Raw genomic sequence first — 26,329 nt, forward strand, 5'->3', positions numbered from 1 at the left:
TGTGTAGATACCAATGCCCATGGGGAGGGTGAAATCTTGTGGATTTGATTTTAACGCATCTTACGAGCCGAACAAACGGCTTCTGAATTGGGGGCCTATCAACTCTGGTGCAGAACAGAGTTCGCAATGTTCTCGCGCGACGGGAAAGACCAATTCAACTTCACCCTCCCTCTGGGAGGGTCGAGCGAAGCGAGGGGAGGGGTCGGCTATCGCTTCCGATCCTCTTCGGTTTTCATTTCTTGTCTCGAATGCTTCGTGTACCGCTTCCTGTCTTCGATTTTCAACCGTCGAGAGCTTTTCGGATTTCCGACTGAAGTGCTGATCGGCTGGGGTACTTGCTCAAGATCTCTTCGGCCTTGGCCCGTGTGAAAACAGGTCCGAGTGCCTCTTGAAGAAGTTTTAAATCGTCAGCGGCTCGTTTGTACGAAACGCGTCGTTTCTCTTCGATCGCCTTGTCAATGCGGCGGAGAATCGGATTGGGGTCTCTCGCGATGGATTGAATTTGCCTTTCGTGCAACACGTGGGCTAATCGTTCGAGATTGGCTTCGTGCTGAGCCTGTTTTGCCTCGATTGCTTCGCTTCGTCGCCTTCTAACTTCATCGGCCTGTCGTCGCATTTCCAACAGACTCCTGCGGCTCTGCTGGGGAGCACTATGCGAGAACAATTCGGCCGCGATCTCTCGGAGCAGCCGTTGTGGTTCCTGACTCGGATTGCACAAAACTCGTTGGAGTGTTGACTTCATTTGCTCGCGATCTTGGCTTTGCAGCCATTCATCGATTCGTTTTGAATCGAGCGTTTGGTCCTGCGAGTCAGCCGAAGCCTCTGCAGCCACATCGAGTAGATCACTATCCACTTCGAGGTAGCCGCACAGTCGATCGAGGCCGGGATGGGATTGTTTTAGTCCAGCCGGAACGGGCGGCTCCAAATATTCATCTTCGTCAGCATCGGGATCAAACCAAATGCAGAGAGCCAAGTAGGCCACATACAACGGTCGCATGTCACCGCGATTGATCATTTCCCACAGTGGAACGAAATCGGACGCCAGCGTTTCAGGATTCCAAATCTCGTCGTACGTATCGCTTTCCCCTTCCGGTGAAATTATCAGGATGCCGCCGCTACCCTGCTCATCCGGTAGCCAGCAGATTTGCTCTTCGTAGCTGTACTGATCGACTAGGTCCGCATACTCAAACCCGTCACGAAACCGAAAATAGAGATTTCGGATGCCGAAGTTTGAATAGTGCACATGAAGGTCGTACCCTCGACGGAGCATCTCCTCGGGGTCGCCGCGAAAATTGCCAAAGGTGTATTCGTTGGTAAACCGCCACTCGTCAATCTCCGCTCGCGAAGACTGCGTGTGCATGAACCCGATGGCTTCTTGATCGAGCGGTGACTCGATCGCCCTGAATTCGATCCATTGATATTCTGACATCGGATGCCTGATCCTCCTTTTCTGTAATTTTCAGGTGGTGGTTTTCGGGGAGTGGACGAGGCAGCGATTCCCAACGCCACACCCTCCACGCAAGGACTCGTTCTCTGGTACACAACGGGCTAAAAGAGTATCACATTCGCGAAACAGCATTGTTTGATTTGGCTCCCCGGAGGTGAAGGGGCCAAGCAAAAATCTGACCGAGGTCTGGGATCAACCAATTATTTGATCCATGATGATGCGTCCGCGACATCCCCTTTGCCTCCCGACGCGCAAAAGCTCTTTTGGAGCCTTTGTCACAGGACACGTAGACCAGCAAAAATCTCCCATGCCCAAGCAAAAACGCAAACTGACGGCTGCAGAAAGGCGAGCCAAGAAAGAACGTCGAAAGAAATACGAACGGGTATTTATCAACGGCAAACAGGTCTATATCAAACGCCCCCCGACCATTGATGGTCTCTCCGTCGAGGAATATATTGCCCGCAACGCCGACCCCATCTGGTTGCACCAAAACGGAATGTGGGAATACATCGAGCCGGAACCGAACTTGTTTCCTGATGAGAACGATGTGAACGCGGCATTCGACGCTGCCTGGCAACAGGACAAGACCGAAGAGGGCTGAATGAAGCTAGGGGGAATCCCTCATGGAAAAGGTTCGTTGGGTTTGTGGTGGATCGCGGGGGACATTGATTGTTTCCGTGCTCATCTTAGCGGAACGGCGCAAGCCGCCCGGTCCCGTGTTACCGGACGGCTTGCGCCGTTCCGCTACTTTTAGAATCCCGCAGTCATTAAATCGACGCTCCCAGCGATCCCCCACATTCACAACCGCGATGTTGAGGTCCGCTCACCCGATCGAGTATGTCAGATGGTCCCAGACGTTTGGGTGGCGAACGGTTACCTTGTAATGCTTGATCGTTCCAAGCGTCAGCCAAATCTGCCCGTGAAAGCCGAACGCAAACGACAGGGATTCGTCGGCGAGAACTGGCATGCGAGTTGCGTTGTGCAAGCTGTGAATTGCCCGCAGACGGAGTGTTTTCTTCTTGATGGGTTACCTATCCCGACCGTTCACGACGGAGAGATGTTCGATGGACGCCGCTTTAATCGCATTGACCGACCGAGGGGCTCGCTTCACGTTCCTCGGCGAACCTTTTCGCAGTCGTCAGAAGATCCCGAACGAGGACATCGTGGATGTCAACTTCAACAACGTGGAGATAGCCGACGCTGACGTCGAAGCGTTGCTGGCGCTTCCGAATCTCGACGGGATCAGCTTTTGGAAGACCGGCGTTTCCGATCGCGCAATTGAGCTGATTGCAAAACTCCCTCAACTCACTCGACTCAATCTGTGTGGGACGCGGGTGACAGATGCATCGGTTTCCACCCTCGTCAACATGTCTCTGAACTACATCGACGTCGCGGATACACAGCTCACACCGCAGGGAGTCGAAACGCTTCGTGCGGGACTTCCCAGTGCAGAGATCCTCTCTTAGCAGCCGGTTGTCTGTCAGTGTTGCTTGCGATAATCCTTGAGGCATGTCCAATCTGCGGTAAATACATCGCTTTCGATCGCACTGTAGAAGTACGTACGCCGTTCTTCATGGCCCTGGGATATCTCAGCCGGCATGTGACACGGCAGTCTCTCCATTTGGCTGTGCCGACAATGACTTTCGTCGCCGCTCCGCGAGAGGTCTCTTGGGATCTCTAGGGTAGTATGCTATCCGATTGTGGCCGGAACGCTCCGCAGTCCGACTCTGGCCAAGAGAAGCTCGTGGCTCTGTAGGATGCTGATCTGAAGGTTGTGATCGTGTAGATTGCTTTCGGACGAATATGGTCGTCGGTTCCCGCGTCGCGTTCGAGCAGTCTTAAATGCGATAGGTGGTGCGAATCAGTCGTAGTGGCTTCTAGCCGCCATCGTTTGTGCATGGGCGGCTGGAAGCCACCACGACTCGATAAATGCAACAGCTATTGACGGGAACTTGCGATGCAAAACTGTTTTTATGGATTTCGTAAACCTCCACTGGTGTTTGTGATATCCAATCGGTAGTTCACCGCCGCCAACCTTTTCCGAGGTAAGACACCTTTGGGTAAAATCGAAATTGTGGAGGGCGACCTTCTCGATCAAGACGTCGACGCAATCGTTAACGCTTGGAACCGAAACATCATCCCGTGGTGGCTGTTGCTTCCACAGGGAGTCTCGGGCGCGATCAAGCGGCGAGGTGGATATGCTCCGTTTCGCGAGCTTGCCAAGCACGGAGCAATTCCGCTTGGCGGTGCGGTGATGACCAGTGCAGGCAATCTGCCATTCAAAGCCATCGTCCATGTGGCAGGCATCAACATGTGGTGGCGGGCAAGCGAGCGGTCGATTCGTGAATCGTGCCGCAACGCGTTGGCATTGGCTGAGGAGAAGGGATTTCAGTCGATTGCGTTGCCACTGATTGGTGCGGGCACCGGTGGCGGATCGACCGGCCGCGTTCTTGACATAATGAGGGATGAACTCGCGACGGTTAGCTTCGGAGGACGAATCGTCATCGTTCAATTCAAGAAAGGCTGAACGCACAGGTTTCATTTTGATGCAGATCAAGGTTCAAGTCGACGATGTACCAGAAGTGGCCGCTGATGTGTTGATCAACGCTACATGTCACGTATTTGGAACATTGAAAGTTTTAGTGCACTTGTTAGCGGAACGGCGCAAGCCGTCCGGTAACGCGGGACCGGACATCTTGCGCCGTTCCGCTATATTTGAAATCCCGCAGTAATCTAATCGACGTCCCTCGTGCGTTTTAAACTTGGTTTTCTAAAAAAACGAATGTCCTCTTTTCGGTTCGCGATCGTCTAAGCTTTCTTGATGAGGATGTTTGCGGTTTGTTCAAGCGGCACGCCGGTCCGCGTTGCGGTGGTTGCTGTACAAAGGATTGAAAATTGAGAATTGACAATTCGGAAATGCAAATTGCAATTCGGTTCACACGCTCTCAATTTTCAATTTTCATTTGTCATTTGTCAATTTAACTTTTTCAAGTCTCCTGACTTCAATAGCCTGCTATCTTCTCCGTCCCGGCCGGTTCAGCGTTTCGAGCTGTCCCCAGTATCCTCCGATGATGTGCGGATACTCGCCCGGCGTGACGTGATAGTGCGGTCCACGATCGGCGTCTTCGTGAAGATTGAAGTCGTTGAGTGGATTCTTGGTGTCGTCCTTGGCAAGCAGTCCCTTTGACTCGTAAGGCCCGTAGACAGGAAAGCCATCGAAGGCGAATCCGATGACGCTGGAATGTGCTTGGCCCTCGTCGCTCCACGGTGTTTTGACGCACACGGGGTACTTGTGATAGTGATATTGCTGTTGCGGACTTGGGTGTCCGCAACACCGATCTAATCGCCACACGGCATCAGTTTCAAAGATGTGGTCGAACGGGTTGAAGAAGATCACACCGTTGGTCGCCACCCCAATCGCGCCCATCGGCAGGGCTTGGTTGGAATTCTTTTCGTCCATCGCGATTGCGCCGGGATCACGTTTGGGCTCTAGCGGGATATACCACGTATTCGCCTGTTCCTTGATGTACGACGGATTGCTGTCGAGCATCCGCCAGCGATCGGGGAAGGTTGCGGTCGGGTGATTGGGTAAATTGCGACTCCGCATCACGAGATGTTTGTCGGTGAACGTGATGACGACGGCGTAGGGTTTGTACTGGTCTTTTTCGACGGAATTGCCATCGAAGTCCAGATAGCCAGCACGCAGCCATGAACTCATGTTGCCGGCAAACGGTGCTTCAAACCGATCCGTCTTGTAAAGCAATTGATCGGAGTTCGTATAGTCGAACTGTTTTGGAAGCGTTCGCAGGCCATCTTTCGGGTTGAAGTACCAGCGTCCACCGAGAGTAATCAGCTTCGATTCATCTGGTTGTGGGAAGTGTTGGATGGACGGTTTGGCTGGTTGGAAGTTAGCGGGTGCGTCGATGGGTTTGATGTCCATCGAATTGACCCAAAACTCCGATTTCGCTCCTTGGGCTTTCCCGTTGGCAAAACCGACACTCAGCTTCACGGTATCGACTTCCGCGAATGGCGTGCGAAAATCCATCGCGTAGGTTCGCCAAGTCGCGTGGCCGAGGCTCTCGTTGGTGTCTTGATCAAAGAAGTCTTTTCGCTCCTGAAGGACCTGTGAGTAAATTCGTTCTTTGATGAGGTCGAGTGAATCCGTGCCGCCCCTTTGAAAGAACTCAACTTTCAAATACAGATCGTCTTGATCGACGGCGAAGTTGTCTTGTGCGAGGCCGGAGATGTAGAACCGATACCATCGCTGTTGAGGGGAGACTGCGGTGCTAATGAGCGAAGCTTCGCCGGCGAACGTACCGTTGCTGTCGGCGTCTTCACCCGAAAGCAATCGCACACCGCGTCCGTTGGATTCAGTTCGCGGATCGCCGAGCACACCGTATTTCGCATCACCTCTGAGCGTGGCCATCGCAAGCGACTCACCCTCTTGCAAGTCAGCTTCCACGCTTTGGCGAGCGTAGCTACCGTCGCCAGACGGTGGGACGGGGCCATCGGTTTGGACGACGACTTGGTACTGCGCCAGTTTGGACCGCAACTGCGAGACGACATTGGCCTTCGAATCTGCCAGGTTTTTTTCCTCAGCGACATCCGACTGAAGGTTGTAGAGTTCCGTTTTTCCGTCGGCGAATTGGATCAATTTCCAATCGTCGCGAACGATGGCATGATCGTTCTCGGCAATCACGATGGTTCGCGGGGTTTCCTTGCCAGCTACCAACTGTGACCAGAGGCTCACTCCGTCGAGTGGCTTGGCCGATGAGATCGAAACTCCGGTGGCCTCCGCGAGCGTGGGGAACAGATCATGAATCGCACTGAGTTGTTGATTTTCGGTTCCGGCTTTTATCAAGCCAGGAGCGCGGATGACGCAGGGGACGTGAATGCCGCCCTCGTAGACCTCCCGCTTCTGCCCACGAAACGGTTCGTTGGTTCCGGTTCGCACTGCACCGTTATCTGAAGTAAACACAACGATGGTATCGTTTTGTAGTTTTTGTTGATCGATCTCGGTCAGAATGCGACCGATTCCTTGGTCCATCGAGTCGATCATCGCGGCATAAGTCGCTGCACGCTCATTCAATCGACCGCGGTATTTGGCGATCAGTGTCTCGGGTGCCTGGAACGGTGAGTGCGGCGCATTGAACGAAACGACCATGCAGAACGGTTTGCGTTTGTCGCGAGCATGGATCTGTCGTACGGCTTCGTTGGCTAACAAGTCCGTCGAATACCCATCTTCGTTGAGTGTTCGACCGTTGCGCTGCCAATCGACCTGGCCGCGTAGTCCGGTATGCTTGAAATAGTCCACCGAAGCATCCATGAACCCATAAAACTGATCGAAGCCGCGGCGGGTCGGGTGGGCTTCGGCATTGGTAATTTGTCCGAGATGCCATTTGCCAATCAGGCTGGTTTGATAGCCAGCCATTTGAAACGCTTCCGGAAGCAACTGTTCGCTGGTCGGCAAGCCTTCGTCGCGGGGGCGAACGGGACCAGCAATGCCGTAGCGCTGAGGAAAGCGACCGGTCAGCATGGCGGCACGCGCTGGACTGCAGGCGGGGTAGGCGTAGAAGCGATTCAGCCGGACGCCGTCGGCTGCCAGGCGGTCGATGTTTGGCGTTTGAGCACTTCCGCCGTGAAAGCCGATGTCGCCCCATCCAAGATCATCAGCAAGCAAGATGACAATGTTCTTGTGAGCATGAGCGTGTGCGATTGAGGGCACTATCAAAACGGTAGCAGCCAGCAGCACGAGCGAATAACAGACGAGTCGGCTAGGTCGATAGTTCGGTAGCGGCATGACGGGATTTCCGATGCGGGTGTGTGAGACAAAGCGGAGCGTGGTTTTGGAAACCCGGCGCACTTAAATGATCTACAGGGCGTTTCTCTAAAGCATCGATGTTTTTGCTGTGGCCAACGTCGTCAGGCGGTGGACCACGTTCTGGGGGACGTTGATTGTTTTAGTGCCTTCTTTAGCGGAACGGCGCAAGCCGTCCGGTTCCGAGTCACCGGACGGCTCGCGCCGTTCCGCTACTATTGAAATCCTTCAGTAATACAATCGACGTCGCGGCGAACGTAGATACCTTTCAAAACGATTTCGAAGCGAGACGTAGGCCGTTACTGAAAACGACGTGGACGGCCGCTCGCGGGGAGGGTGTGTTGCTCGATCGGTGGTCCGTTCTCGCGCACGGTCACTTCGCCTCCTCGTACCGGGCGGACCAGGTTGTAGATCCCGATCACATCGCCTTGCGGGCCACGACCATGCGGGAAGCGAGACGGATCGCCGGCCTTCAGATCGCTACGTTGTGCACCGGCACCGTGAACGTCCAACAGGCTCATTCCGCCACGTGGGTCCCGCATCCATCCTTGAGACCGGCCAAACGAAAGGTAAACCGCAGAATCGCCACGTCCCAATCGCTTGTGTGTCGTTCCGGTCCAGTATGAACCGAAGTCCGGATTCCCGGCAGGGTTTGCCTGAGGTGTGCAGATGAAGAGCTCCGCGATTGCGGCCGACTGAGTCGTGTCTGGCGAACGGGTGTAGTCGACGATGCTCTGCAACTCCTTGGCGTTGGGCAAACGCCAGTCGCTATGACCGGCGAATTCGAGGCTCTCAGCCCAAGCAAGAGCCTGCTGCCAATTCAGTTTTCCGTCATGATGATCGCCTGCCTTGAGCGTTCCGCTGTCGCCCTGTAGCCAAGTCAGCCCTGTCGCCTGATCGGTTACCGTGCCGTCGCCATTATCATGAAAGTCGTTGGTCCCGTAGTCCGGATTTCCGCGAACATAGAACACGACATAAGTCTTTTCACCGCGTCGTGGATTGGAGCCGATCGGATAGCCTTTGATGCGTCCATCGGCGAAGTTCACGCCGAACATGGTCGGGCTTCCATGCATTGTCGTGCTCACGTACTTGGTTGACGTCGCACACTGGCAATCAATGATTCGCTCACCTGTGGATGGATCGCCATAAGCAAAGTCGAAATAGTTGGTGTCGATGAACGGATGAAGGCCTGCGGCGGATCGGGCTTGCGGGTCGATATCTTCGCCGCTGAAGTCAATCAGCGAGTACAGTTCCTTGATGCTCGGCAAACGCCAATCATCGAAGCCGCCGACACGGCAAGCTGCGGCACCTGCGACCGCTTGGTTGAAAGTGACTTTCTTCCCGGGGGTCTTCTGCCACATCAGACCCGAGACGAGGTCAGAAATGGTGCCATCGCCGTTGTCTCGGTATGTCGGCTGATTGCCTTCGTAGTGTGCGTCTTGCCCAAACAGCGGTTGGCCTGTCTTGGGGAATATGATTTCGCGAGAGTTGCCGTAACATCGTCGCTGAGCGGTGTCCACGATCGAGTAAGTAGCGGAGGGGAAGGCTGCTTGGCCCTTGCGACTTGGCAAATCTTCCGCCACCACACCAGCTTTCAGTGTGAGGAAGACTGCGCAAAACATGGATGCGGAACAGAACGTAAGACTCGGTTTCATCGAGATCAGCCTTGGATACAATGGAGTTCGCAATCACCTCACGATTAGAAACCCCAGCGATTGCAGTCATCTACAAGCACAGCCAAACTTTTTTGTGAATACCGACATCGGAGAGATCGAGCGGCAGCTTAAACAGGGTGATTTATCGCTGTTTGCCCAGGCGTTTTCTCGCCATCTCCCCCGATTGTGGCAGATCGTCCATTTCCGGCTGAGTGATCAAATTCGAGCACGTGTTGATGCTGATGATGTATTGCAGGAAGTCTACTTGGATGCGGAAAAACGCCTGAGCCACTACGTCGAGGGGAATTTTCCGTCGCTGTTTCTCTGGCTAAGGCTGGTTACCGGGCAAACGCTTAGCCGGGTTCATCGGCGGCATCTGACCACTGAATCTCGTTCGACGTTGCGTGAATCTAGCCCGAATGGCGAAAATCCGTGGGGCAACACGTCGCTGTGTCTTTCGCAGCGTTTCATTGCTCATCTGACTTCGCCCAGCCAAGCAGCGGTAAAGACTGAGTTGATTGCGGAGGTGCGATCGGCACTGAGTGAGATGAGTGACATGGACCGCGAAGTGGTCGCGCTGCGTCACTTTGAAGAACTGACCAACCAGGAAGTCGCCATGGAACTTGGCATCACGCCAAAAGCCGCCAGCATTCGGTATGTGAGAGCGTTGGAGCGGTTGCGGTCGGTGCTGGAGAAACTGTGAGTGTTGGTTCCGCGGACGAAGGATGAGGCGGAAGATTGAGAAGGTTAAATTGACAATTGAAAAATGCAAATTGATCAGTGGCAAGATCGTTCGCAATCATTTTTCACTGTCCAGTTGTCAATTTACAAGTTTTAATCTGTGTCCATGTTTTTCATGAATCTTGCTGAGTTTCCGGTAGATGTTCCCTCACGGTGGGGTTTTAGGCAGTGAACCTTCCTCACTGAAACTTCCACGGGACTCATCATGAAGCGTCTGTCGTTGCTCACTGTATTTTGTGCGTTGGCTCTGTTACTAAGCGAATCAATTGTCAATGCGCAACCTCCGGGCGGTCGCCCCGGCCAAGGAGGCGGACGGCAAGGAGGCGGATCTGGCGGTGAACGAGGTCCTGGCGGTAGACAAGGGATGGGGGGCGCTGGCGTTCAACAAACACCCCCGCTGCTTCGCATCTTTGATGCAAACGGTGATGGGGAACTTTCGTCGAATGAAATCGACACTGCGGCAGTTGCATTGCGAAAGCTCGATCAAAACCGCGATGGAAAACTAACAGCCGAAGAATTGCGCCCCGCTGGTCCCGGGGGACAGCAGGGCCGGCAAGGTGGGGCCGGAATGCAAGGAGGCCCAGGTCAGCGTGGCGGGCGTCAAGGAACGGGCGGTCGACCTTCTGGTGGTGGAACCCAGGAAGGAGGACGCCCCGGTGGTGGTGGCGGTGGAGGGGGTGATCGAGGCGGCGATCCTGCCCAGGCCGATGCCGCCTTTGCGAAAGACATGATGTCGTTTGACGAAAACAGGGACGGGGCACTTGGTGAAGCCGAATTGCCCGAACACATGCACAAAGCATTTGCAATCGCCGACGCCAACAAAGACGGCTTGTTGGACGAAGAAGAGCGACTTGTGTTGGCGTCGCAGTTTCGGCGTAACAAATTGAATCCGACTGGCGACGCTCCCGTGAACACGCCAACTCAAGGCCGACGCCCGTGATCGAGAAGCTCGACTCCGCATTCGCAGACACGCAAAGACTCAACCTCACACAAACTACGAGATTATCGATGAAACTTTCCAACCTTCCAATCCTGTACCGCTTCGCGGCCTTGATAGTCATGGTGCTGATGAGCGGCACGTTGCAGGCACAATCTCCACGGGGCCAACGGCAAGACGGCCAAGGGTTCGGGCAAGGCCCACGCAGCGGTGGTCAGCGTGGTGCTGGGCAAGGTCGTCCGGGTCAGGGCCGTGCGGGGCAGGGGCGTGGACAAGGCGGGGGCCAGCGTGGTGGTCAAGCGTCACAGGGCGGCCGGCCTCGCGATCGCGTTCGTCCGCGTGACACTCAATTCAACGAGAGGTTTCCTCTCGGTGCCGAACTGCCTGAGGATCTTCAAGTCTACGATGTCGATCGGGAATTGGTGCCCGTGAACAGCATCTTCCAGTCGAAGTACACGGTCATCGTCGGTGGCTGTTTGACATGTCCCGAATTCCGAAATTCGTACCCTGAGATCGAGGCGGTTGCTCGCGACTTCAAGGATCGAGACGTTGACTTCTACTTCCTGTACCAATCGTTGACGCATCCTGAGAATTGGGGATTCGTGCAGCCGTCTTCGATCGAGGATCGATTTGCTCAGGTCGACCATGCGAAGGAGCTCTTGCAAACCCAAATTCCGTGGTTGACGGATCCGATTGACAACCAGTTAAAGACCTATTTCCTCCTGACTCCGAATTCTCAGTTCGTGTTTGATCAAGCGGGCAAAGTGGTTCATCGTAATTCATGGGGACACGGCGCAAACCTTCGCGAGTCGCTGGAGACTTTGGTCGGCAAGCCGGAAACACTGACCACGGTCGAAGACTTGAACCTTCCTCGTTTCGAACGTCACCTCACGCCCAAGAGTGAAATGCTCGTGGAACGAGTCAGCGTGGAAGGGAAAGCTGTCCCGTTGCGGGTCGAGTCAGGTGGAGAAAGCAATCCTGTGTCTGCCTTGCTGTCAAGCGATTTCAATCAGTCCAACCGTTATGTCAAGCTTCGGCCCGAGGCAGACCAACAATTGATCGAAACCGGAACGGGGACGCTGTACCTTGGCTTTCGCCAAGACCCGGTGTTGGGAGCCAGTTGGAATAACCTCGCCAGTCCACCGGAGTACAAGATCGTTGCCGAAGGTGCAACGGTCTCACCCGCAATGGGGCAATCAACGCGTTTGGAAGTCGAATCCGACAATGAGCCACGCGAGTTCTTAATCGAAGTGAAGAACTGGGACGCCGATAAACCGATTGCGGTAAAAATTCAGTACTTTGCGTGCAACAAGGAAAAGGGTTGGTGCAAGTCGGTACAACAGGAATTCACGGTCTGGTTAGACGAAGATAAATCGGCGGGGATGGTGAATGGACGCAGTCACTTTCCGGGTGGTGGGAGGAGGCGGAATTGAAGGGAAGGTATTGAAAAAGTTAAATTGACAACTGAAAAAGGTCAATTTGAACAAGTTCGTCTTCAACCCTTCCGTAGATTCGATTTCGCTGTGAGCACTGATTTGCCAATGATGTTGCATAGTTGATTCGCTTCGTCGAGCAGATCAGACATTCGTTTGTTTGGTAGCAATTCAGATTTAAGTATCATTTTGATCCATGTGCGGGACTCGCGAAGTTCTTTCAACGCAATTCCCAGTTTATGAATGAAATCCTTTTTGCTTTCAGCGGCACATGCCTCGGCGTAATTGGGAGCGGGCGATGTTCCGCTGCGCACAAGCTGACCAGCAATGTGTCTTCCGAGCCTAGAGTCAGGCAATGCGTCTACCACCTTTCCGACACGGCACGCAAAATCCAGCAGACGATCTTCCAATTCATCTCCACGTTTATCCACAGAATCACCTTTCCCTCAATTTCAAAGTGTCAATCGTCAATCTAACCTTTTCAATTGCCAGCGACATTAACTCCCTCGATCTGGACGACACGTCAAGCTCATCTCCACGCTTATCCACGACATTGCCTTTTCCCCAATTTCAAATTTCCAATTGTCAATTTAACTTTCTCAATCTCTATCCCGTATGAACTCTCTCGACATGGACGACATGTCAAGTTCATCTCCACGCTTATCCAAGACATTGCCTTTCACTCAATTTCAAATTTCCAATTGTCAATTTAGCTTTTTCAATTTTTGTCGCGTATGAACTCTCTCGACCTCGACGACACCTATTCAACGGTCGATATCCTCGCTAGCGATTTCGTGGCACGCTATCGCAATGGCGATCGACCAACGGTAGAGGAATACGCGAATCGCCATCCCGAATTGAGCGAGCCGATCCGTCGCGTCTTTCCGTTGGTACTTTCGGTGGAAAAGGTCAAGATCGACCAGCAATCCGAAAGCGATGGAAGTGCAACGCTTGCGGGGCGAGTATTGGAACGACTCGGTGATTTTCGACTCGTGCGAGAAATCGGGCGAGGTGGAATGGGAATCGTGTACGAAGCCGAACAGGAGTCGCTTGGACGACGTGTCGCGATCAAGGTTCTGCCAAAACAATCTTTGCTGAACGACGATGCGTTACAAAGTTTCAGACGCGAAGCCAGCACGGCGGCGGCGATGCATCATTCCAATATCGTGCCAATCTTCGGGACAGGCCAGTGCGAGGGAACGCATTTTCTGGTGATGCAACTCATTCGAGGCGAGTCGCTGGATAAACGCGTCACCACAGAGCAACCGTCGTTCGATTGTCGCACGGCAGCTGAAATCGCCGCCCAGATTTCAGACGGACTTGCTTATGCTCATGGTAACGGCGTACTTCATCGCGACGTGAAACCGGCCAATATCCTTATTGATGAAGATGGCGTCGCGCAACTAACCGACTTCGGACTTGCGCGGAACACGCGAGATGATCCGACCATGACGCAAGCTCTCAGCGGAAGTCCTCGCTATATGGCGCCGGAGCGTTTTCAAGGACAATCGGATGAGCGGTCAGACGTTTACGGGGTTGGTTTGACACTCTATGAAATGCTGGCAGGCACTCCTGCTTTTAAAGGCCTGACGCCGCATCAATTGCCGGAGGCCGTGAAGCTTCATCTCATCAAGCCACTGACCGAGTTTCGCAGCGACATTCCCACCGACTTGCAAACGATTGTTGCCAAAGCGATCAATCCTGAGCCGGCACATCGGTATCAATCCGCGACCGATCTGCGAGATGATCTGAATCGTTTCTTAAAAGACGAGCCGATCCTCGCTCGACGCACAACGACATTGCAGAGACTTGTTCGCTGGTGTCGTCGCAACCCGAAACTCGCTACCGTCACCGGCATTGCAATCGTGTCGATGCTGGCCGCGACCGTCGCGTCGTCGGTCGGGTTTGCGATGACATCGGCTGCCAACAAGCGGTCCAGTGAGGCACTCGCGCAATCCGAACAAACCGTCGATCTCGCACTTCATTCGCTCGATGGTGTCGTGGACGTCATTTCTATCCCCGCATCGGCGATGGGGGACATGGATATGGGAGAAATGGATTCGGGACAATTTCTGCTAAACCCATCCCCCCACGCGGCAAAGGTTCTTGAGAATATCCAACCACTGTACGAACGGCTTGCTAACCAGTCTCCCACTCGGCCTGACATTCTTCGGCAAATGATCGAAGCGAGCCTTCGGCTTTCCCTGATTCAACAACAACTCGGACAGATCGACGCTGCGATCGGCACGCTCAACCAAAGCGTTGAACTCTTGGAGACACGCGGTAACCTAGCCGGTTTGCCAATTAATGAGAAACGAATTCTCGATGCGCGTTTGCATAACGAGCTCGGAAAAGTTTACGCACTGAACTTGGACTATGCGAAATCGGATGAAGCTTTCGAAATGGCTATCCAGTCCGGTGAAGCTGTCACCGATCCCGACGATCGGCTGAAACTGCAGTTAGCGTATGCTTTGGTTGCACTCGGTGATCCGCCCGCCCAGCGGCGCAGGGACCAAGCCGAAATGCCGGGTGAATCCCGAACCGCTCGTGAGCGTCTATCGGCAGCCCGGGCGATTCTAAGCGAATTGAATCCCGCAGCGCATGATGCAAGTGAGGTGTCCGTGCTGCGAGCGCGGATTCATCTTGCCGATTCACGTCGAGCAAAGCGGCCAGCGGTTCGACAGTCTGAGTTTTTGTCAGCCATCGAAATCCTGCGTGAACGATTGACTCAAACACCGGACGATTCCCGTGTTCGATTTGCCTTGGTCGAAGTACTCGCCAGCGTGAATCTGCGAAGACAATTCGGGTCGGAACGATTGACCGACGAAGCGGAAAAACGCCTTCACGAAGCGCTCGCCGAATTGCAACCGCTCCGGTCGATCAATCCCAAGACACAACTGTTCGCAGTCTCCGAAGTTCATATCCTGCACAAACTATCGAACCTCGCTCGTTCGAACGGAGACTTCGCCCTGGCACTAGATCGCCTCGAAAAGGCAATTGCCATCCAGTCGTCTTTGGTCGATGCATCGCCCGACAGCATGCCCCACCGATGCTGGCGAGCGTTGCTATACCGAAGTCTCGCCGAAGTTCACCGACGCCAAGGCGACGACGACGCCGAGCGGGAAGCAATCACGGCTGCTGTTGCCGACTTAGACGCGATCTCCCCCGAGTCACGGGAACATCCGTTTGCAGTTCAGACTCAACAGATCATCCAAAAACTCGCCGCTGACGCAGCCTCTGAACCTGACGCTTTGTAGTGAAAGGATGATTGCAACGGCTCTGGATCTGCCAACGGTTTCGTCGATCTCGATGGCGCGACATTGGCCCGGTCGCGGTCGTCCGAATCGCGGCGCCGTCAAACTAGTATGTCGTCTAAGCTAAGATCTTGGATTACTCGAACCGAAGGTCTCGCGACCAATGCCATCTACTTTGTTAGCGGTGCGGCGCAATCCGTTCGGTTATACGCCAATTTTGAATGCTGACGAAGCATTAGAATCGCAGCGACGATTGGATGTATGTGAATTCACCGTTATTGCCACTCGCTCCGTTGGGGGCAATTCCAGCGGGGCCACCTTGGATGACGGGGCTGTCAAAGTAGTCGCCTGCCCACAGGTAGCTGTATCCGACCAGGAAGTGTGCGCGCGGCGAGATGCTCCAACGCAACTGCAAATCCAGCTCGTGGCCAATCTCGTTGCCCGCGGCCCCGGTGGGATCCTGGAACGACGCCGCTCCGCCGTTGGTGTACAGCGCGTCTCGGCTGTCGGCGAGCCAGAAGTTGTGGAAATGAATGCGGCATTCCAAGTCGTCACTAACCGCGAGCGACGTTTGCAAATTCAAGTCCTGAATATTTTGACGACCGGTCAGGTCGGCTAGCCCCAGGTAAAAGTGTCCTCGAGGCTCAAGTTGGTAGAACGTACCGTGAACATCGTCGGTCAAATCGCCGTCGCCTGATGCCCAGTCGTAGTACAGCCAAGTGGTCGGTTTGAATGGCAATTTTTCAAAGGTGTGCCCGAGTCCGACGGTTGCGAAGCCGGCCGATTGACGGGAAGTCGAAAAACTTCCGAATTGGTAGCCACCTTCGAGTTCAAACCGTATCTCGCCTTCGTTGCGAATAACGCGACCGCCGATGGTGTGGACATCGAAACCGCCTGGAACACCGGCAAAGGTTTGCACCAGATCATCATCTTCGGTCATCCCAAAGTAATAAAGGTCGTGTCTCGCCGCGTCGGTTTTGGCTGTACCGAAGACCCCGTAGAACTGTCGGCTTTGGTCCGGATTGTCAAAGTTGTGATCGTCGGGCCGATGCTGTCTCGGATCGATCGGCCGCACCCAGAAGGCGTCGACCTGTGCCGAATCGGACTTCCACCAACTCCGCACGCCGTCGTGGGTCAGTGGCGTGTTTCGCCACGGACGGCTGGCGACGAGACGTTGCGATCCATAGTACATTTCTTGGCGTCCGAAGCGCAGCCACCATTCTTGATCGTCGCCACGGCTCAACAGTAACGCATCAACGGCGAGCATCTGCATATCGAAACGATTGACTTCGCTGCCACGTGGGGGCAGATCTTCGCCGTCGCTGGTCGCATCAATCGCCTGCCCAAAAACACGCAGATTGTCACCGATATGGACGTCCGCGAACAAGAGTGTCTGCGAAAGCAAGAATTCATCGCTGGCGCCCGTTAATCGGCGACCGCCGCGGAGATTATTTTCGTTGTGATACCGAGAACGGAATCGACCGCCTAAGTCGATCGTGATGTCGCTGCAGGGACGAAGTCGCTTCAGTTGCTCGCCCAGGAAGTGTCCTTGGTACTCCGGATCGTCAAGGTAGCTGAAATCGTTATTGATGAAGCTTTGTTTGTAGGCGGCTCTGGCGACCGCGGCATCGTCGGCACGCGTTGGTGAGCTCACCAACGTTGTGATGGTGATCGCGAAGAACAACGCACGGAATTGGGGATATGGATTGGCACTCATATCGCCAGAGATCGGAGCGCCACCAGCCTTAACGACAAGGAAAACACGCGTTTGGGGGCCCTGACGATCCGTTCGACGAGGCGGTTGAATTACAATCGGAGTAATCAAAATCATTTAACGGCGGGATTTTCCTTAGGGTATACGACCATGCGTATCGTCCATCAATTGCTGATTGCAACGATTTTGCCGACGATTTTGATTTGGTTGGTGGGAATCTACGCGACCAGTGTCAGCGAAACCAACTTGCGCCGCGCCATCGAAGCCAACTCGGTCACCCGAGCTCAAGAGGTCATGGACGAGGTCGATTGGATCATTCAAACCCGCGCCACGACATGGCAGGCGTATTTGCAAACCGACTTGGTACGCGACGCGTTGCGGCAATCCAATCAAGAGATGGTGCAGATAGATGATCCGGCGAGTTTGATTGAGCAACGTGATCAGCAGTGGCGGTCCACGCCGGCCAACGAAACGATCCCGTTGATGCAGCAGGTCATGAGCAATGATCTGGCCCGCGATTTCAATGTTTGGCTGCGGCAATTGGAAAAATCAGCAGGGCATGCTGTTTTCGGCGAGGTGTTCATCACCAACCGCTTTGGTGCGAACGTTGCCCAAACCAACCGTACCTCGGACTACCGCCAAGACGACGAATCATGGTGGCAACAGGCGTTGGAGAACGGATTGCATATTGAAGACGTCAGTTTCGACGACAGCGCGGGCATCTATTCGATCGACATCTGTCTGAAGGCGGTCGACGAGGACGGAGAATTCCTGGGCGTGATGAAGGCCGTGTTGAATATTCAGGAACTGATTGACATTGTCGACAAGTACAAGCGAAACAGCCAAACCGACGGCTTTCTGTTGCTCTTCGATCGAGATCACAACGTGATTCGCGAAGCGGGGGAAGAATCAACAGGACTCCGAGACGGCAGTGAGTACTTTCGAGACGTTGACTTTGATAAAAACGAGAACGCGTTTGTTGCCAATCTCACCAATGTTCGAGATGGTGAAGAGTTGTTAGGCGCGTTCGCGGTGTCACGTGGACACGGTGACTTTGCGGGGATGGGGTGGATCGTTCTAGAAGCGAGAAAAACATCGGTGGTTTTCGCGCCGATCAATCGACTGCGCAACCAGATTATCTTGCTGGCGATTGTCGCGACACTGCTCGTCATCGCGGCTGGATGGCTGATTGCCCGTTCGGTAACCCGCCCCATCGATGTCTTACTCCGAGGCGCTCTTCGTATCGGTCAAGGAGAACTCGAATACCGAATTCCTGCTGCCGGTCAGAGTGAAGTCGCCAAGCTAAGCGACGGATTTAACCAGATGGCGTCAAACTTGCAATCGATGGTCGACGATCTGAAGACCAAAGAGGAAAAGCTGACTGAGCAAAACGAGCGATTGGAATCACAACGTTTGACGCTCGCGTCGCAAGAAGAAATGTTGAAGGCACAACACGAGCGGAATACGCTTTTTGAAGCGATCGCGGATACAGTCGGGCGTCTCAACTCAACCAGTGATGACATCCGATCGACGACTTCCAAACAGGCTCGCGGATCGCATGACCAAGCCGCTGCCGTTTCTCAAGTCGCAAGTACGATGAACGAGATAACCAGCATCGCTCATGACACCGCAGGACGAGCCAATGGAATGGTCGAAGAAGCTCAGCATGTCGAAGCGACCGCGGAAACAGGTCGCGAAGCCATGGGGAAATCGATCGAAGCGTTGGAGTCGGTCAGACGGCAAGTTGAAGAAACCGCCACTCATGTGATCTCGCTTGCCGAACGGGCACAGGCGATCGGCGAAATCACCTCGACGGTTGACGACATTGCCGAACAAACCAACGTCCTGGCACTCAACGCCGCTGTGGAAGCCGCACGAACTGGCGAACACGGAAAAGGATTTGCTGTCGTGGCGGCCGAGATCAAACGCCTGGCTCAACAATCGATGCAGTCGACACGCGAGGTGCGTGGCATTCTATCGGAGATTGTTCATGCCATCCGAAAAGCCGTGGAATCGTCTGAGCAAGAAACGGTGGTCGTGAACGAAGCCAGACAGATCGCTCACCAAACCAGCGATCTGGTTCAAACGTTGTTGGAGACGATCTCGGCGTCCGCATTAACCGCAAAGCAGATCGCTTCGGCAGCAACAAGGCAGGCAACCGGTACGGTCGAACTCGATAAAACCATGCAGGACATGGAACGGATGACGTCCGACCATGCAACGGCGCTGCAAGAAATCGAACAATCGGCAATGAACTTGACCGAATTGAGTACGGAACTTGCGGAGCTTACGTCCGAATCCGCCAACGGGAAAGCTTCAACAAACGACGGCGTTTCGCGTTCGCAGGGGTGGGACTAAGGAACTATTTAGCTGCACAGCGACGTTTTTTGGGCAGACGTATTGGAGTCTTCACTTTTTACGTAGCTGAGGCTCTCGGGATGTCGATTGAATTGCCGCGGGATTTTTAATTTAGCGGAACGGCGCGAACTGTCCGGTAACCTGGGACCCGACGACTTGCGCAGTTCCGCTAGAAAGTGCACTAAAACTTTCGACGTCCCGAGCGGCCGGGCTACGTGAAATGTGACGCTGTTCCCGTTAGAACGCCTTCTGAAGTGCTCTTCCTTCGCTCGACCTTTCTTGAGGGAGGATGGCTTCGATTGCAAGATTCAGTTTAAAGACAGTGAAACAATGAGGTGGGTAACCCCGTCAGGGCCAACCCCGTTTGTCAGCTCCAGGTCGAGCATGAACCGGAGGCGTTTTTACATTTCAGCTGCCTCCACTATTTTCACATGAGCGAGATCGTAGTCGCAGTCGTTAATTGCCGCCCCGCTGAAATCCAAGCAGACCGAGTGGTGACAAAATCGCGGCGATTGTGATGCCGAACGCCGCCCCGTAAAGTCCGCCTTTCCACATCCAGTCGATGCTTCCAGGCGGCAGTAACTCAGCCGTTGCGATGGCACCATAACACGCCACCGCCGCTCCTAACCCGCTGGCAAAGATCGAGACGGGCCAGTCGGATTTCCATCGCAACCACGATGCAACCAGTACGCCGACGAACATGCCGATCGCGATACCGGGAACTCCTTTTACCAACGACCAGGAAACCAGCCCGAGCAGTAGTGTCGTGCTCAAACCACAAATGGTCGCGAGAACCGGGCCAAGTGGAACTTGCCAATATGGATTCGTTGATTGGGTCATATGGCTATAGTGCCCAACACTGGCGGAATACTTCGAACATTTTTTTTCAACTATGCGAAAACTCATCGACACGTCCACCGTTGGGATATCACTCGACGAATCGATAGCCGTTTGACGCTAACGACGGTTCCTACATTCGACCAGGAATATCGTTGTACTGCTAATGATTTGTCATAGACAAGTCGGATGGCGCGGCGTTGGCGGTGTGCTTCCTCGCCTTAGACGGTACGGTGGGCTGCCTAACGCGGTAGATGAAAGATCGATTTTAAGTCGCTGACCGGACTTTCAAGCCAGTGAGTTAGCAGACCGCTTTCCGCGTTGGCGAGCATGACCGATGCCATTGCCACGCGCAGCGGCCATGCCGGACCGCCGACCAAAAGCGATGCCGCGGCGATCGCGACGAGCAACCATGCCGTCTTGGCCGATCGCGTGTGATAGCTGGGCAGTTTGCCGAACTTGGCGACCGCATAACACCCAGCGACGATGTAACTGAAAATCGCGAGCACGATCCAGATGACTTCATCGGCAAGTAGCTCGCCGCGCAAGAACACCAACGACAACGCGAGACAACCATACATGATAGCGTCGGAAAAACTGTCCAGTCGTGGTCCGATCTCGGTTCGCTGATCGAGCCATCTGGCCAGTTTGCCGTCGACAAAATCCGAAAGCGTCAACAACAGAAACAGAATCAATGTCTCTCGACCGTACCCGTTCCAAGCCAGCACGACGAGCAGTGGCGACAGCATGCCACGGGCGATGCAAATCATGTTGGGTATCGTCCACTTCATCTCGTCAGCTCCAGTATCAACAAAGTCACAGGGGCGGAAAATGTCAACGAATCAATGCGATCGAGAATGCCACCCTGGCCGGGCAATAATGCACCGCTGTCCTTGACGCCCGCCGCCCTTTTGATGGCAGACATGTTCAGATCGCCGAGAGTTCCCGCCAGAGCAATGGCGAAACCGATCGAGACGGAAGTCGTCATATTAAACGACGTCAACCATGGTCCGAGAAATGCGGCTGTGGCAACCGTTCCGACGACACCGCCGACAAAGCCTTCGACCGTCTTGTTGGGGGAGATCACGGGAGCCAGTTTGGTTTTGCCAATCACTCGCCCAACCCAAGCAGCGAGTATGTCATTCCACTCGGTCAATCCGATAACCATTAAAAACAGACCGGTAAATGTTGCGTCAACCGGGTCGCTAAGCAGCAAACTGCACGCGGGCAAGCTACATGTCAATAACACACCATAGACCACTTGGCTGGCCCGGTGCGTGAAATTTGCCAGTTCGGTTTTTTCAGCAAACAGCACGCACGAGAACAGCACGACGGCGAGAGGTATCGAGGCCAACCAAAGTCCTCCCAAACCTATCGCGAGTCCCGCGTATGAGGCGGTAATGGCGAGGTAGCCGACGGTTTGCAGCAATCCGAAGCCACAGGCAGCACCAGTGCTTCCTCCGGTGTAGCCTTGTGTTTCATCAGATCCTCGACGAAGCCCGTTTTCCTTCAAAGACGCCAACGAAGCGTATTCTCGAAACGCCAGACTACTGACAATCGCAAATAGGACGGACGCGATGACACGACCTCCCATCGCTGCCAATAACACCCAAGCTGCAACGATCCACCACGACAGCAGGCTGGCGATCCGCTTTCGCGAGACCGGCGAGGTACGGTCTTGAAGTGTGCTGAGGCGAACGATGGTTCCGGCGATCAGCAATCCGATCACCGAGTACGCGACTCCGGCGGTAGGCGAAGTCGGACTCATGAGACGCCGCCCTGTTCGCAGTTCTCCTTAGCCGAGTTATCACCAATTAACCGTTTGACCACCAAGGGAATCGCGATGGCTAAGGTGCTGCCGAGAAGCAGTTGCCAACTAACGATGTCCCATAGTTTAATTTCATCGAACCGTTCGAGGCTGGGCAATCGAGAGCCGGCGAGCACGAAAACCATGTTGCTGGGCAACATTCCGAGCAACGTCGTCCAAGCAAACGTGGAGACTCGTACTCGCGTCGCACCGGCCGAATAGTTGATCCCGGTGTAGGGTGCGTGCACCAACCTCAACGTCATCAGGCAAGTCGCTTCGCCGCCGCGTCGCAAGGCCCTGTCAATATTCTCGACGATTCTTGGTGCCCGACGAACGGCCCAGTCTCGAAAGAATCGCCGCACCGTTAACATTGCGAGAACGGCCGCAGTAGCCAGTGAAAAACTCACGATGGCAAGTCCGATCCAAAATCCAAACAGCCATCCAAACACAATCGACTTGCCCGTTGTTCCAGGAATCAACGAAGTCAGTACATAGATAATGACTCCGACGCCAACGCTGACTACCGGGTGGTCCGCAACGACGCTCCGTAGCCATCGCTCGTTTTCGGCGGCGGCGGTGAATTGCATGGACGCCCCGGCGAAGTACCACACGGCGACGACGATCAACACGCCAATCAAGAGGGCTATCCACCGTTTCATGCCGCCAACAACCTTCCACTCTCAAGCGTTTCTTGACACCTGATGCAACGGGCGGCGTGGGGGATCGCACGTAATCGGTTCACGGGAATTGGCTTGCCGCAATCGAGGCAGTCCCCAAAGTGGCCGTCGTGTAATCGCTGCAACGCATCCTCAATCTCGGCCAATTCGCGACTTTCGGATTCGGCTAATTTGCCAACCAATTCGCTGGCGTGAGCTTCGATTCCGCGATCGCCGAAGTCTCCGACGGATTGATCGTGAAGACTTTGTAGTTCGTCCATTTCGACGCGGAGCGATCCGCGGGTCTGCTCACCTCGGCGTTCGAGTTGGCTTGTTAGGGATTGAATAAATTGCACTCTTGTCATCGTATCACCTCGTGAATTTGTGGTGCGATAGAACTGAGCAACCGCTGCGCCAAACCACAACGTCGCGGTAAGACTTGATCCCCCGCCTCGCCAACGTAATTCTTGACGTGTTTTGTCACGTGACAGCATGACGCTTTCGAGACTTCCAGACGCCGGTCGCCTGAGGATGACAGGTCACGTTGACAGCGGCGGGGCGAATGGCGAATTCGGCATGTTCGCTTTGCTGCGACTCACCATCGAGGCTATAGGGTAGACGTGGTGTCGCGGTCACATGCACCGATCGTGTTTTGAATGTTACGATGCGTCTCGGTTCGCTGTTTCGATTAAGCGTGAAATCCACTCCCGCTGCCAACAACTCGCCGACAGGCATGACTGGAATCACGGTCACATTCAACAATCCATCGTTCACGATCGCGTCCGGCGATACGGGAAACCCACCGCCGACGTATCGGCCAGACGTGATCGCCAATCCGAACACATCAAAATTTCCGCCTCGGCCGTCGTCTAGGTTCAATTCGATGGAGTACTGAGGTAGCGACGTCAGGTGCGTGAATGCGGCGACCCAATACGCCATCGCTCCCCAACGCCGTTTGTCTGCCTCGGTCACATCGCCCGAAACCAAACCACCAAATCCAGCGGTGGCCGCGTTGACGATCAGCCGCGATGTTCCATTGAGGACGTCAATCAAATCAACGGGTACGGCATCGGCACTGGTTGCGTACCGGTAGGCTTCGGCCAACGACAAACCATGCAGACCGATCGAGCGAGCAAAATCGTTTCCGGTTCCCCCCGGAATTAACCCCAACTCGAACCTCCCGAGCAGATCCTCCCGTTCGAGTTGAGCGATAACGCTCGACAGGGTCCCGTCGCCGCCATAGATGCACAGGCGAGGTGTATCGAGCGATGAAAGTCGCATGAGCCAGCGACCTTCTGAATCCAGTTTGATCAACTGGTCACCGCTCGCTCTCGCAAGTCGTTCCAGATCGGTACGCTGCATCCCCCACCCAGAGGCGTTCGGATTTGCGAGAATGGCGACAGGGGCGTTCATGGTATGAGGCTTGCAGTTGATTCGTATTGGGCGGCAGGCTGAAGTCGACACAATTCAATTTGTTTCGCCGACATCTGCACTCCGCCGTTGAATGACCTATAAGAGCAAACGGTGTTCCATGAAAATTCTCCACGTATCCGACCTGCATTTCGGACCGCCCTTCCTGCCCCAAGTTGGTGATGCGGTTGTTGAGTCGGCGCAAGCCATTGAACCGGACGTGGTCGTCGTCAGCGGCGATCTGACACAGCGGGCGAAGCCGGAACAATTCGAGGCGGCAGCAGGTTTTATTGAGCGTTTACCGGACGTCCCACGGGTGATCGTTCCCGGCAACCATGACGTGCCCCTTTACCGGATCGTCGAGCGGTTGGCTGATCCGCATCGTTACTATCAACAGTTCATTAGCAAAGAGTTGAACACGGTGCTACGAACGCCCGAGTCGATCATCGTCGGCCTCGATTCCACGGCACCGCGATCAGCCATTAGCAACGGTCGTATTCATCCATCCAAACTTGATTATTGCCGCCGCGTGTTCGATACACCGTCCACTGATCTGGCACGGATCATCGTCGCGCACCATCACTTCGCACCGGCCCCTGATTACTTGCGTGATCAGACCATGCCGCGGGCAAAGCGGGCGATTAAATTATTCGTGGAGCTGGGCGTCGAGTTAATCCTTGGCGGGCATTTACATCGAGCGTTCATTGGCAACACGCTCGATTTCTATCCGGCGGCAGGACGCGAGCACGGCATCGTAATCGTCCAGTGTGGCACGACGACCTCACGACGAGGCCGCGGACGCGAGCGAGAGAAAAATTCCTTCAACGAAATCGACCTGACCGAAAAGTCGATCGTTGTCACGCATCACATTTTCGACGATCAAACCGGTGAGTTTGCACCACTGAGCCGCCACGAATTCGCGCGGGGCGGGCGACGTCTCAACATCAGCCCCGTCGGTAACAGGGGCGATCAAAAGGTTGGAGCATCGGGCGAGCGTTCCTCCAACCTTTTGACGAATTCAACGACAAGTCGTTCTCACTGACTCGTGAGTTTCGACGCCGTGTAAGTTTCGCCTCGATTCTTCGTCGTGATCGCGACGGCAGTCGTTCATCTCAGACGCCCGTCCGGGTTCGACCTCGCTCCCTCTCGCCTCGCCACTCCCGGAGGCTGAGTGACTTCATTTCAAAGACACGTTCTCAGAGCGATGCGCGATTGGTACAGCCGTTGCAATTTTGTGGGAACGGACGGACAGAACTGCCAAAAAGGCAGAGTCAGTCGATCAAACCAAACAACCAACTTGAAACCACCATTCTTTTGAATCCGTTTGAAAGGAGGGTACACACATGTTAGCGACTCGATGGGAACCTTGGACTGAGCTCAATCGACTCAGCCGTGAGATGGATCGCCTGTTTTGCCGTGGCGGCATCGGGGGTGCGTTAAGCGTCGGTAGCTTCCCAGCACTCAACGTCTGGGGCGATGACGACAACGTGTACGCCGAAGCCGAATTGCCTGGCTTCTGCATGGACGACGTCGAAATCTACGTCACCGGAAATCAGTTGACTATCAAAGGCGAACGCAAGCCGCCTCAACGCGAAGGCGGGACGTGGCATCGCCAAGAACGTGGCTATGGCAAATTCAGCCGCATGGTCGAATTGCCGGGCGACATCGACAGCGACAGCGTATCGGCCGAGTTCAAGGACGGCGTGCTGCATGTCACGCTTCCAAAGAGCGAAGCCGTCAAGCCGCGACGTATCGAAGTCAAGGCAAGCTGATGCATTTCGTTTGATGTTCAGAAACAAACTACCCATTGAATTGGAGGTGAATGATGAGAACCACAATGACTGCACATAATCAACAGGAACGTACAGGTCAAAGCAACGAAAATCGACTTAGCCAATACCAACATGGAAACGGTCAACCAACTCAATCGACCTATCAACCTCGGTTTGACATTTGGGAAGGCGACGAAGAATTGATCCTGTACGGAGATCTGCCTGGCGTCAGTAGCGACGATCTGGAAATCCATTTCGAGAACCGACAACTGACAATTCACGGCAAAGTCTCCCGCTGCCATGACGGCGAAGGCTGTCTTTACAGCGAATACGGTGTAGGCGACTTCCAACGGACGTTCACGATCGGTGAAGCGATCAATGGTGACGCCATCTCGGCTGAACTACACGATGGCGTGCTGACGCTGCACCTTCCGAAGTCCGACCATGCGAAGCCGCGACGCATCGAAGTGAAAGCCAACTGATCCGTTGG

General features: G+C 54.5%; 23 protein-coding genes. 11 read left to right on the forward strand and 12 right to left on the reverse strand.

Features of this window, described 5'->3' with window-relative positions:
* Positions 1 to 280: 280 nt before the first annotated feature.
* Entirely contained in the window at positions 281 to 1,429 is a 1,149-nt protein-coding gene (locus NB063_RS06590) for a hypothetical protein (RefSeq protein ID WP_250927965.1), read from the reverse strand.
* A gap of 229 nt (positions 1,430 to 1,658) precedes the next feature.
* Between NB063_RS06590 and NB063_RS06595 the strand changes: the two genes are divergently transcribed.
* Positions 1,659 to 2,048, forward strand: coding sequence for a hypothetical protein (locus NB063_RS06595; RefSeq protein WP_250927966.1), 390 nt, complete (start codon positions 1,659 to 1,661; stop codon positions 2,046 to 2,048).
* A 222-nt stretch (positions 2,049 to 2,270) separates the two neighbouring features.
* On the opposite strand, the gene NB063_RS06600 is transcribed toward NB063_RS06595, so the two are convergent.
* The gene (locus NB063_RS06600; protein WP_250927967.1) at positions 2,271 to 2,414 is read right to left on the reverse strand and encodes a hypothetical protein; all 144 of its coding nucleotides are present in this window, start codon (positions 2,412 to 2,414) and stop codon (positions 2,271 to 2,273) included.
* A 97-nt stretch (positions 2,415 to 2,511) separates the two neighbouring features.
* Here NB063_RS06600 and NB063_RS06605 point away from each other — a divergent pair, with 97 nt between their 5' ends.
* Entirely contained in the window at positions 2,512 to 2,913 is a 402-nt protein-coding gene (locus NB063_RS06605) for a hypothetical protein (protein ID WP_250927968.1), read from the forward strand.
* A gap of 590 nt (positions 2,914 to 3,503) precedes the next feature.
* Positions 3,504 to 3,974, forward strand: coding sequence for a macro domain-containing protein (locus NB063_RS06610; protein ID WP_250927969.1), 471 nt, complete (start codon positions 3,504 to 3,506; stop codon positions 3,972 to 3,974).
* A 486-nt stretch (positions 3,975 to 4,460) separates the two neighbouring features.
* Here NB063_RS06610 and NB063_RS06615 read toward each other — a convergent pair whose 3' ends face one another.
* Together NB063_RS06615 and NB063_RS06620 are read right to left on the reverse strand one after the other, a co-directional pair.
* A complete protein-coding gene (locus tag NB063_RS06615; protein ID WP_250927970.1) occupies positions 4,461 to 7,247 on the reverse strand; it encodes a sulfatase-like hydrolase/transferase in 2,787 nt (928 codons plus the stop codon).
* A 317-nt stretch (positions 7,248 to 7,564) separates the two neighbouring features.
* Positions 7,565 to 8,920, reverse strand: a complete 1,356-nt coding sequence (locus tag NB063_RS06620; RefSeq protein ID WP_250927971.1) for an Lcl C-terminal domain-containing protein — start codon at positions 8,918 to 8,920, stop codon at positions 7,565 to 7,567.
* 94 nt (positions 8,921 to 9,014) lie between these two features.
* Between NB063_RS06620 and NB063_RS06625 the strand changes: the two genes are divergently transcribed.
* The 3 genes from NB063_RS06625 to NB063_RS06640 all read left to right on the forward strand — a co-directional run bounded on the left by NB063_RS06625 (position 9,015) and on the right by NB063_RS06640 (position 12,031).
* Complete coding sequence (locus NB063_RS06625) at positions 9,015 to 9,623, forward strand: sigma-70 family RNA polymerase sigma factor (protein WP_250927972.1); 609 nt, start codon at positions 9,015 to 9,017, stop codon at positions 9,621 to 9,623.
* A 243-nt stretch (positions 9,624 to 9,866) separates the two neighbouring features.
* Positions 9,867 to 10,601 (forward strand): EF-hand domain-containing protein, encoded by a 735-nt coding sequence (locus NB063_RS32210; protein WP_261367249.1) that lies wholly within the window; start codon positions 9,867 to 9,869, stop codon positions 10,599 to 10,601.
* 68 nt (positions 10,602 to 10,669) lie between these two features.
* Complete coding sequence (locus NB063_RS06640; RefSeq protein ID WP_250927973.1) at positions 10,670 to 12,031, forward strand: thioredoxin domain-containing protein; 1,362 nt, start codon at positions 10,670 to 10,672, stop codon at positions 12,029 to 12,031.
* Between the two features lie 62 nt (positions 12,032 to 12,093).
* On the opposite strand, the gene NB063_RS06645 is transcribed toward NB063_RS06640, so the two are convergent.
* On the reverse strand, positions 12,094 to 12,441 hold the full coding sequence (locus NB063_RS06645) for a four helix bundle protein (protein ID WP_250927974.1): 348 nt from the start codon (positions 12,439 to 12,441) through the stop codon (positions 12,094 to 12,096).
* Between the two features lie 324 nt (positions 12,442 to 12,765).
* On the opposite strand from NB063_RS06645, the gene NB063_RS06650 reads away from it, so the two are divergent.
* Positions 12,766 to 15,288, forward strand: a complete 2,523-nt coding sequence (locus NB063_RS06650) for a serine/threonine-protein kinase (RefSeq protein ID WP_250927975.1) — start codon at positions 12,766 to 12,768, stop codon at positions 15,286 to 15,288.
* Between the two features lie 232 nt (positions 15,289 to 15,520).
* On the opposite strand, the gene NB063_RS06655 is transcribed toward NB063_RS06650, so the two are convergent.
* A complete protein-coding gene (locus NB063_RS06655) occupies positions 15,521 to 17,002 on the reverse strand; it encodes an alginate export family protein (RefSeq protein ID WP_250927976.1) in 1,482 nt (493 codons plus the stop codon).
* Between the two features lie 147 nt (positions 17,003 to 17,149).
* On the opposite strand from NB063_RS06655, the gene NB063_RS06660 reads away from it, so the two are divergent.
* Positions 17,150 to 19,357, forward strand: coding sequence for a methyl-accepting chemotaxis protein (locus NB063_RS06660; RefSeq protein WP_250927977.1), 2,208 nt, complete (start codon positions 17,150 to 17,152; stop codon positions 19,355 to 19,357).
* A 456-nt stretch (positions 19,358 to 19,813) separates the two neighbouring features.
* Here NB063_RS06660 and NB063_RS06665 read toward each other — a convergent pair whose 3' ends face one another.
* The 6 genes from NB063_RS06665 to NB063_RS06690 form a co-directional block, all read right to left on the reverse strand.
* Entirely contained in the window at positions 19,814 to 20,197 is a 384-nt protein-coding gene (locus tag NB063_RS06665) for a hypothetical protein (protein ID WP_250927978.1), read from the reverse strand.
* A 239-nt stretch (positions 20,198 to 20,436) separates the two neighbouring features.
* Positions 20,437 to 20,985, reverse strand: coding sequence for a CDP-alcohol phosphatidyltransferase family protein (locus NB063_RS06670; RefSeq protein ID WP_250927979.1), 549 nt, complete (start codon positions 20,983 to 20,985; stop codon positions 20,437 to 20,439).
* Positions 20,982 to 21,962, reverse strand: a complete 981-nt coding sequence (locus NB063_RS06675; RefSeq protein WP_250927980.1) for a phosphatidate cytidylyltransferase — start codon at positions 21,960 to 21,962, stop codon at positions 20,982 to 20,984. Before NB063_RS06675 ends, NB063_RS06670 begins: the two co-directional genes overlap by 4 nt.
* Complete coding sequence (locus NB063_RS06680; RefSeq protein ID WP_250927981.1) at positions 21,959 to 22,660, reverse strand: TVP38/TMEM64 family protein; 702 nt, start codon at positions 22,658 to 22,660, stop codon at positions 21,959 to 21,961. The genes NB063_RS06675 and NB063_RS06680 overlap by 4 nt, the downstream gene beginning before the upstream one ends.
* On the reverse strand, positions 22,657 to 23,022 hold the full coding sequence (locus tag NB063_RS06685; protein WP_250927982.1) for a TraR/DksA family transcriptional regulator: 366 nt from the start codon (positions 23,020 to 23,022) through the stop codon (positions 22,657 to 22,659). The genes NB063_RS06680 and NB063_RS06685 overlap by 4 nt, the downstream gene beginning before the upstream one ends.
* A gap of 115 nt (positions 23,023 to 23,137) precedes the next feature.
* Entirely contained in the window at positions 23,138 to 24,070 is a 933-nt protein-coding gene (locus tag NB063_RS06690; protein ID WP_250927983.1) for a diacylglycerol/lipid kinase family protein, read from the reverse strand.
* Positions 24,071 to 24,188: 118 nt separating this feature from the next.
* Between NB063_RS06690 and NB063_RS06695 the strand changes: the two genes are divergently transcribed.
* The 3 genes from NB063_RS06695 (at position 24,189) to NB063_RS06705 (ending at position 26,321) form a co-directional block, all read left to right on the forward strand.
* Positions 24,189 to 25,109 (forward strand): metallophosphoesterase family protein, encoded by a 921-nt coding sequence (locus NB063_RS06695; RefSeq protein WP_250927984.1) that lies wholly within the window; start codon positions 24,189 to 24,191, stop codon positions 25,107 to 25,109.
* A gap of 301 nt (positions 25,110 to 25,410) precedes the next feature.
* A complete protein-coding gene (locus NB063_RS06700) occupies positions 25,411 to 25,839 on the forward strand; it encodes an Hsp20/alpha crystallin family protein (RefSeq protein ID WP_250927985.1) in 429 nt (142 codons plus the stop codon).
* Positions 25,840 to 25,904: 65 nt separating this feature from the next.
* The gene (locus tag NB063_RS06705; RefSeq protein ID WP_250927986.1) at positions 25,905 to 26,321 is read left to right on the forward strand and encodes an Hsp20/alpha crystallin family protein; all 417 of its coding nucleotides are present in this window, start codon (positions 25,905 to 25,907) and stop codon (positions 26,319 to 26,321) included.
* The last annotated feature ends 8 nt before the right edge of the window (positions 26,322 to 26,329 follow it).

The sequence above is a fragment of the Aporhodopirellula aestuarii genome, assembly GCF_023701485.1.
In the GTDB taxonomy this organism is placed as follows: Bacteria; Planctomycetota; Planctomycetia; order Pirellulales; family Pirellulaceae; genus Rhodopirellula; species Rhodopirellula aestuarii.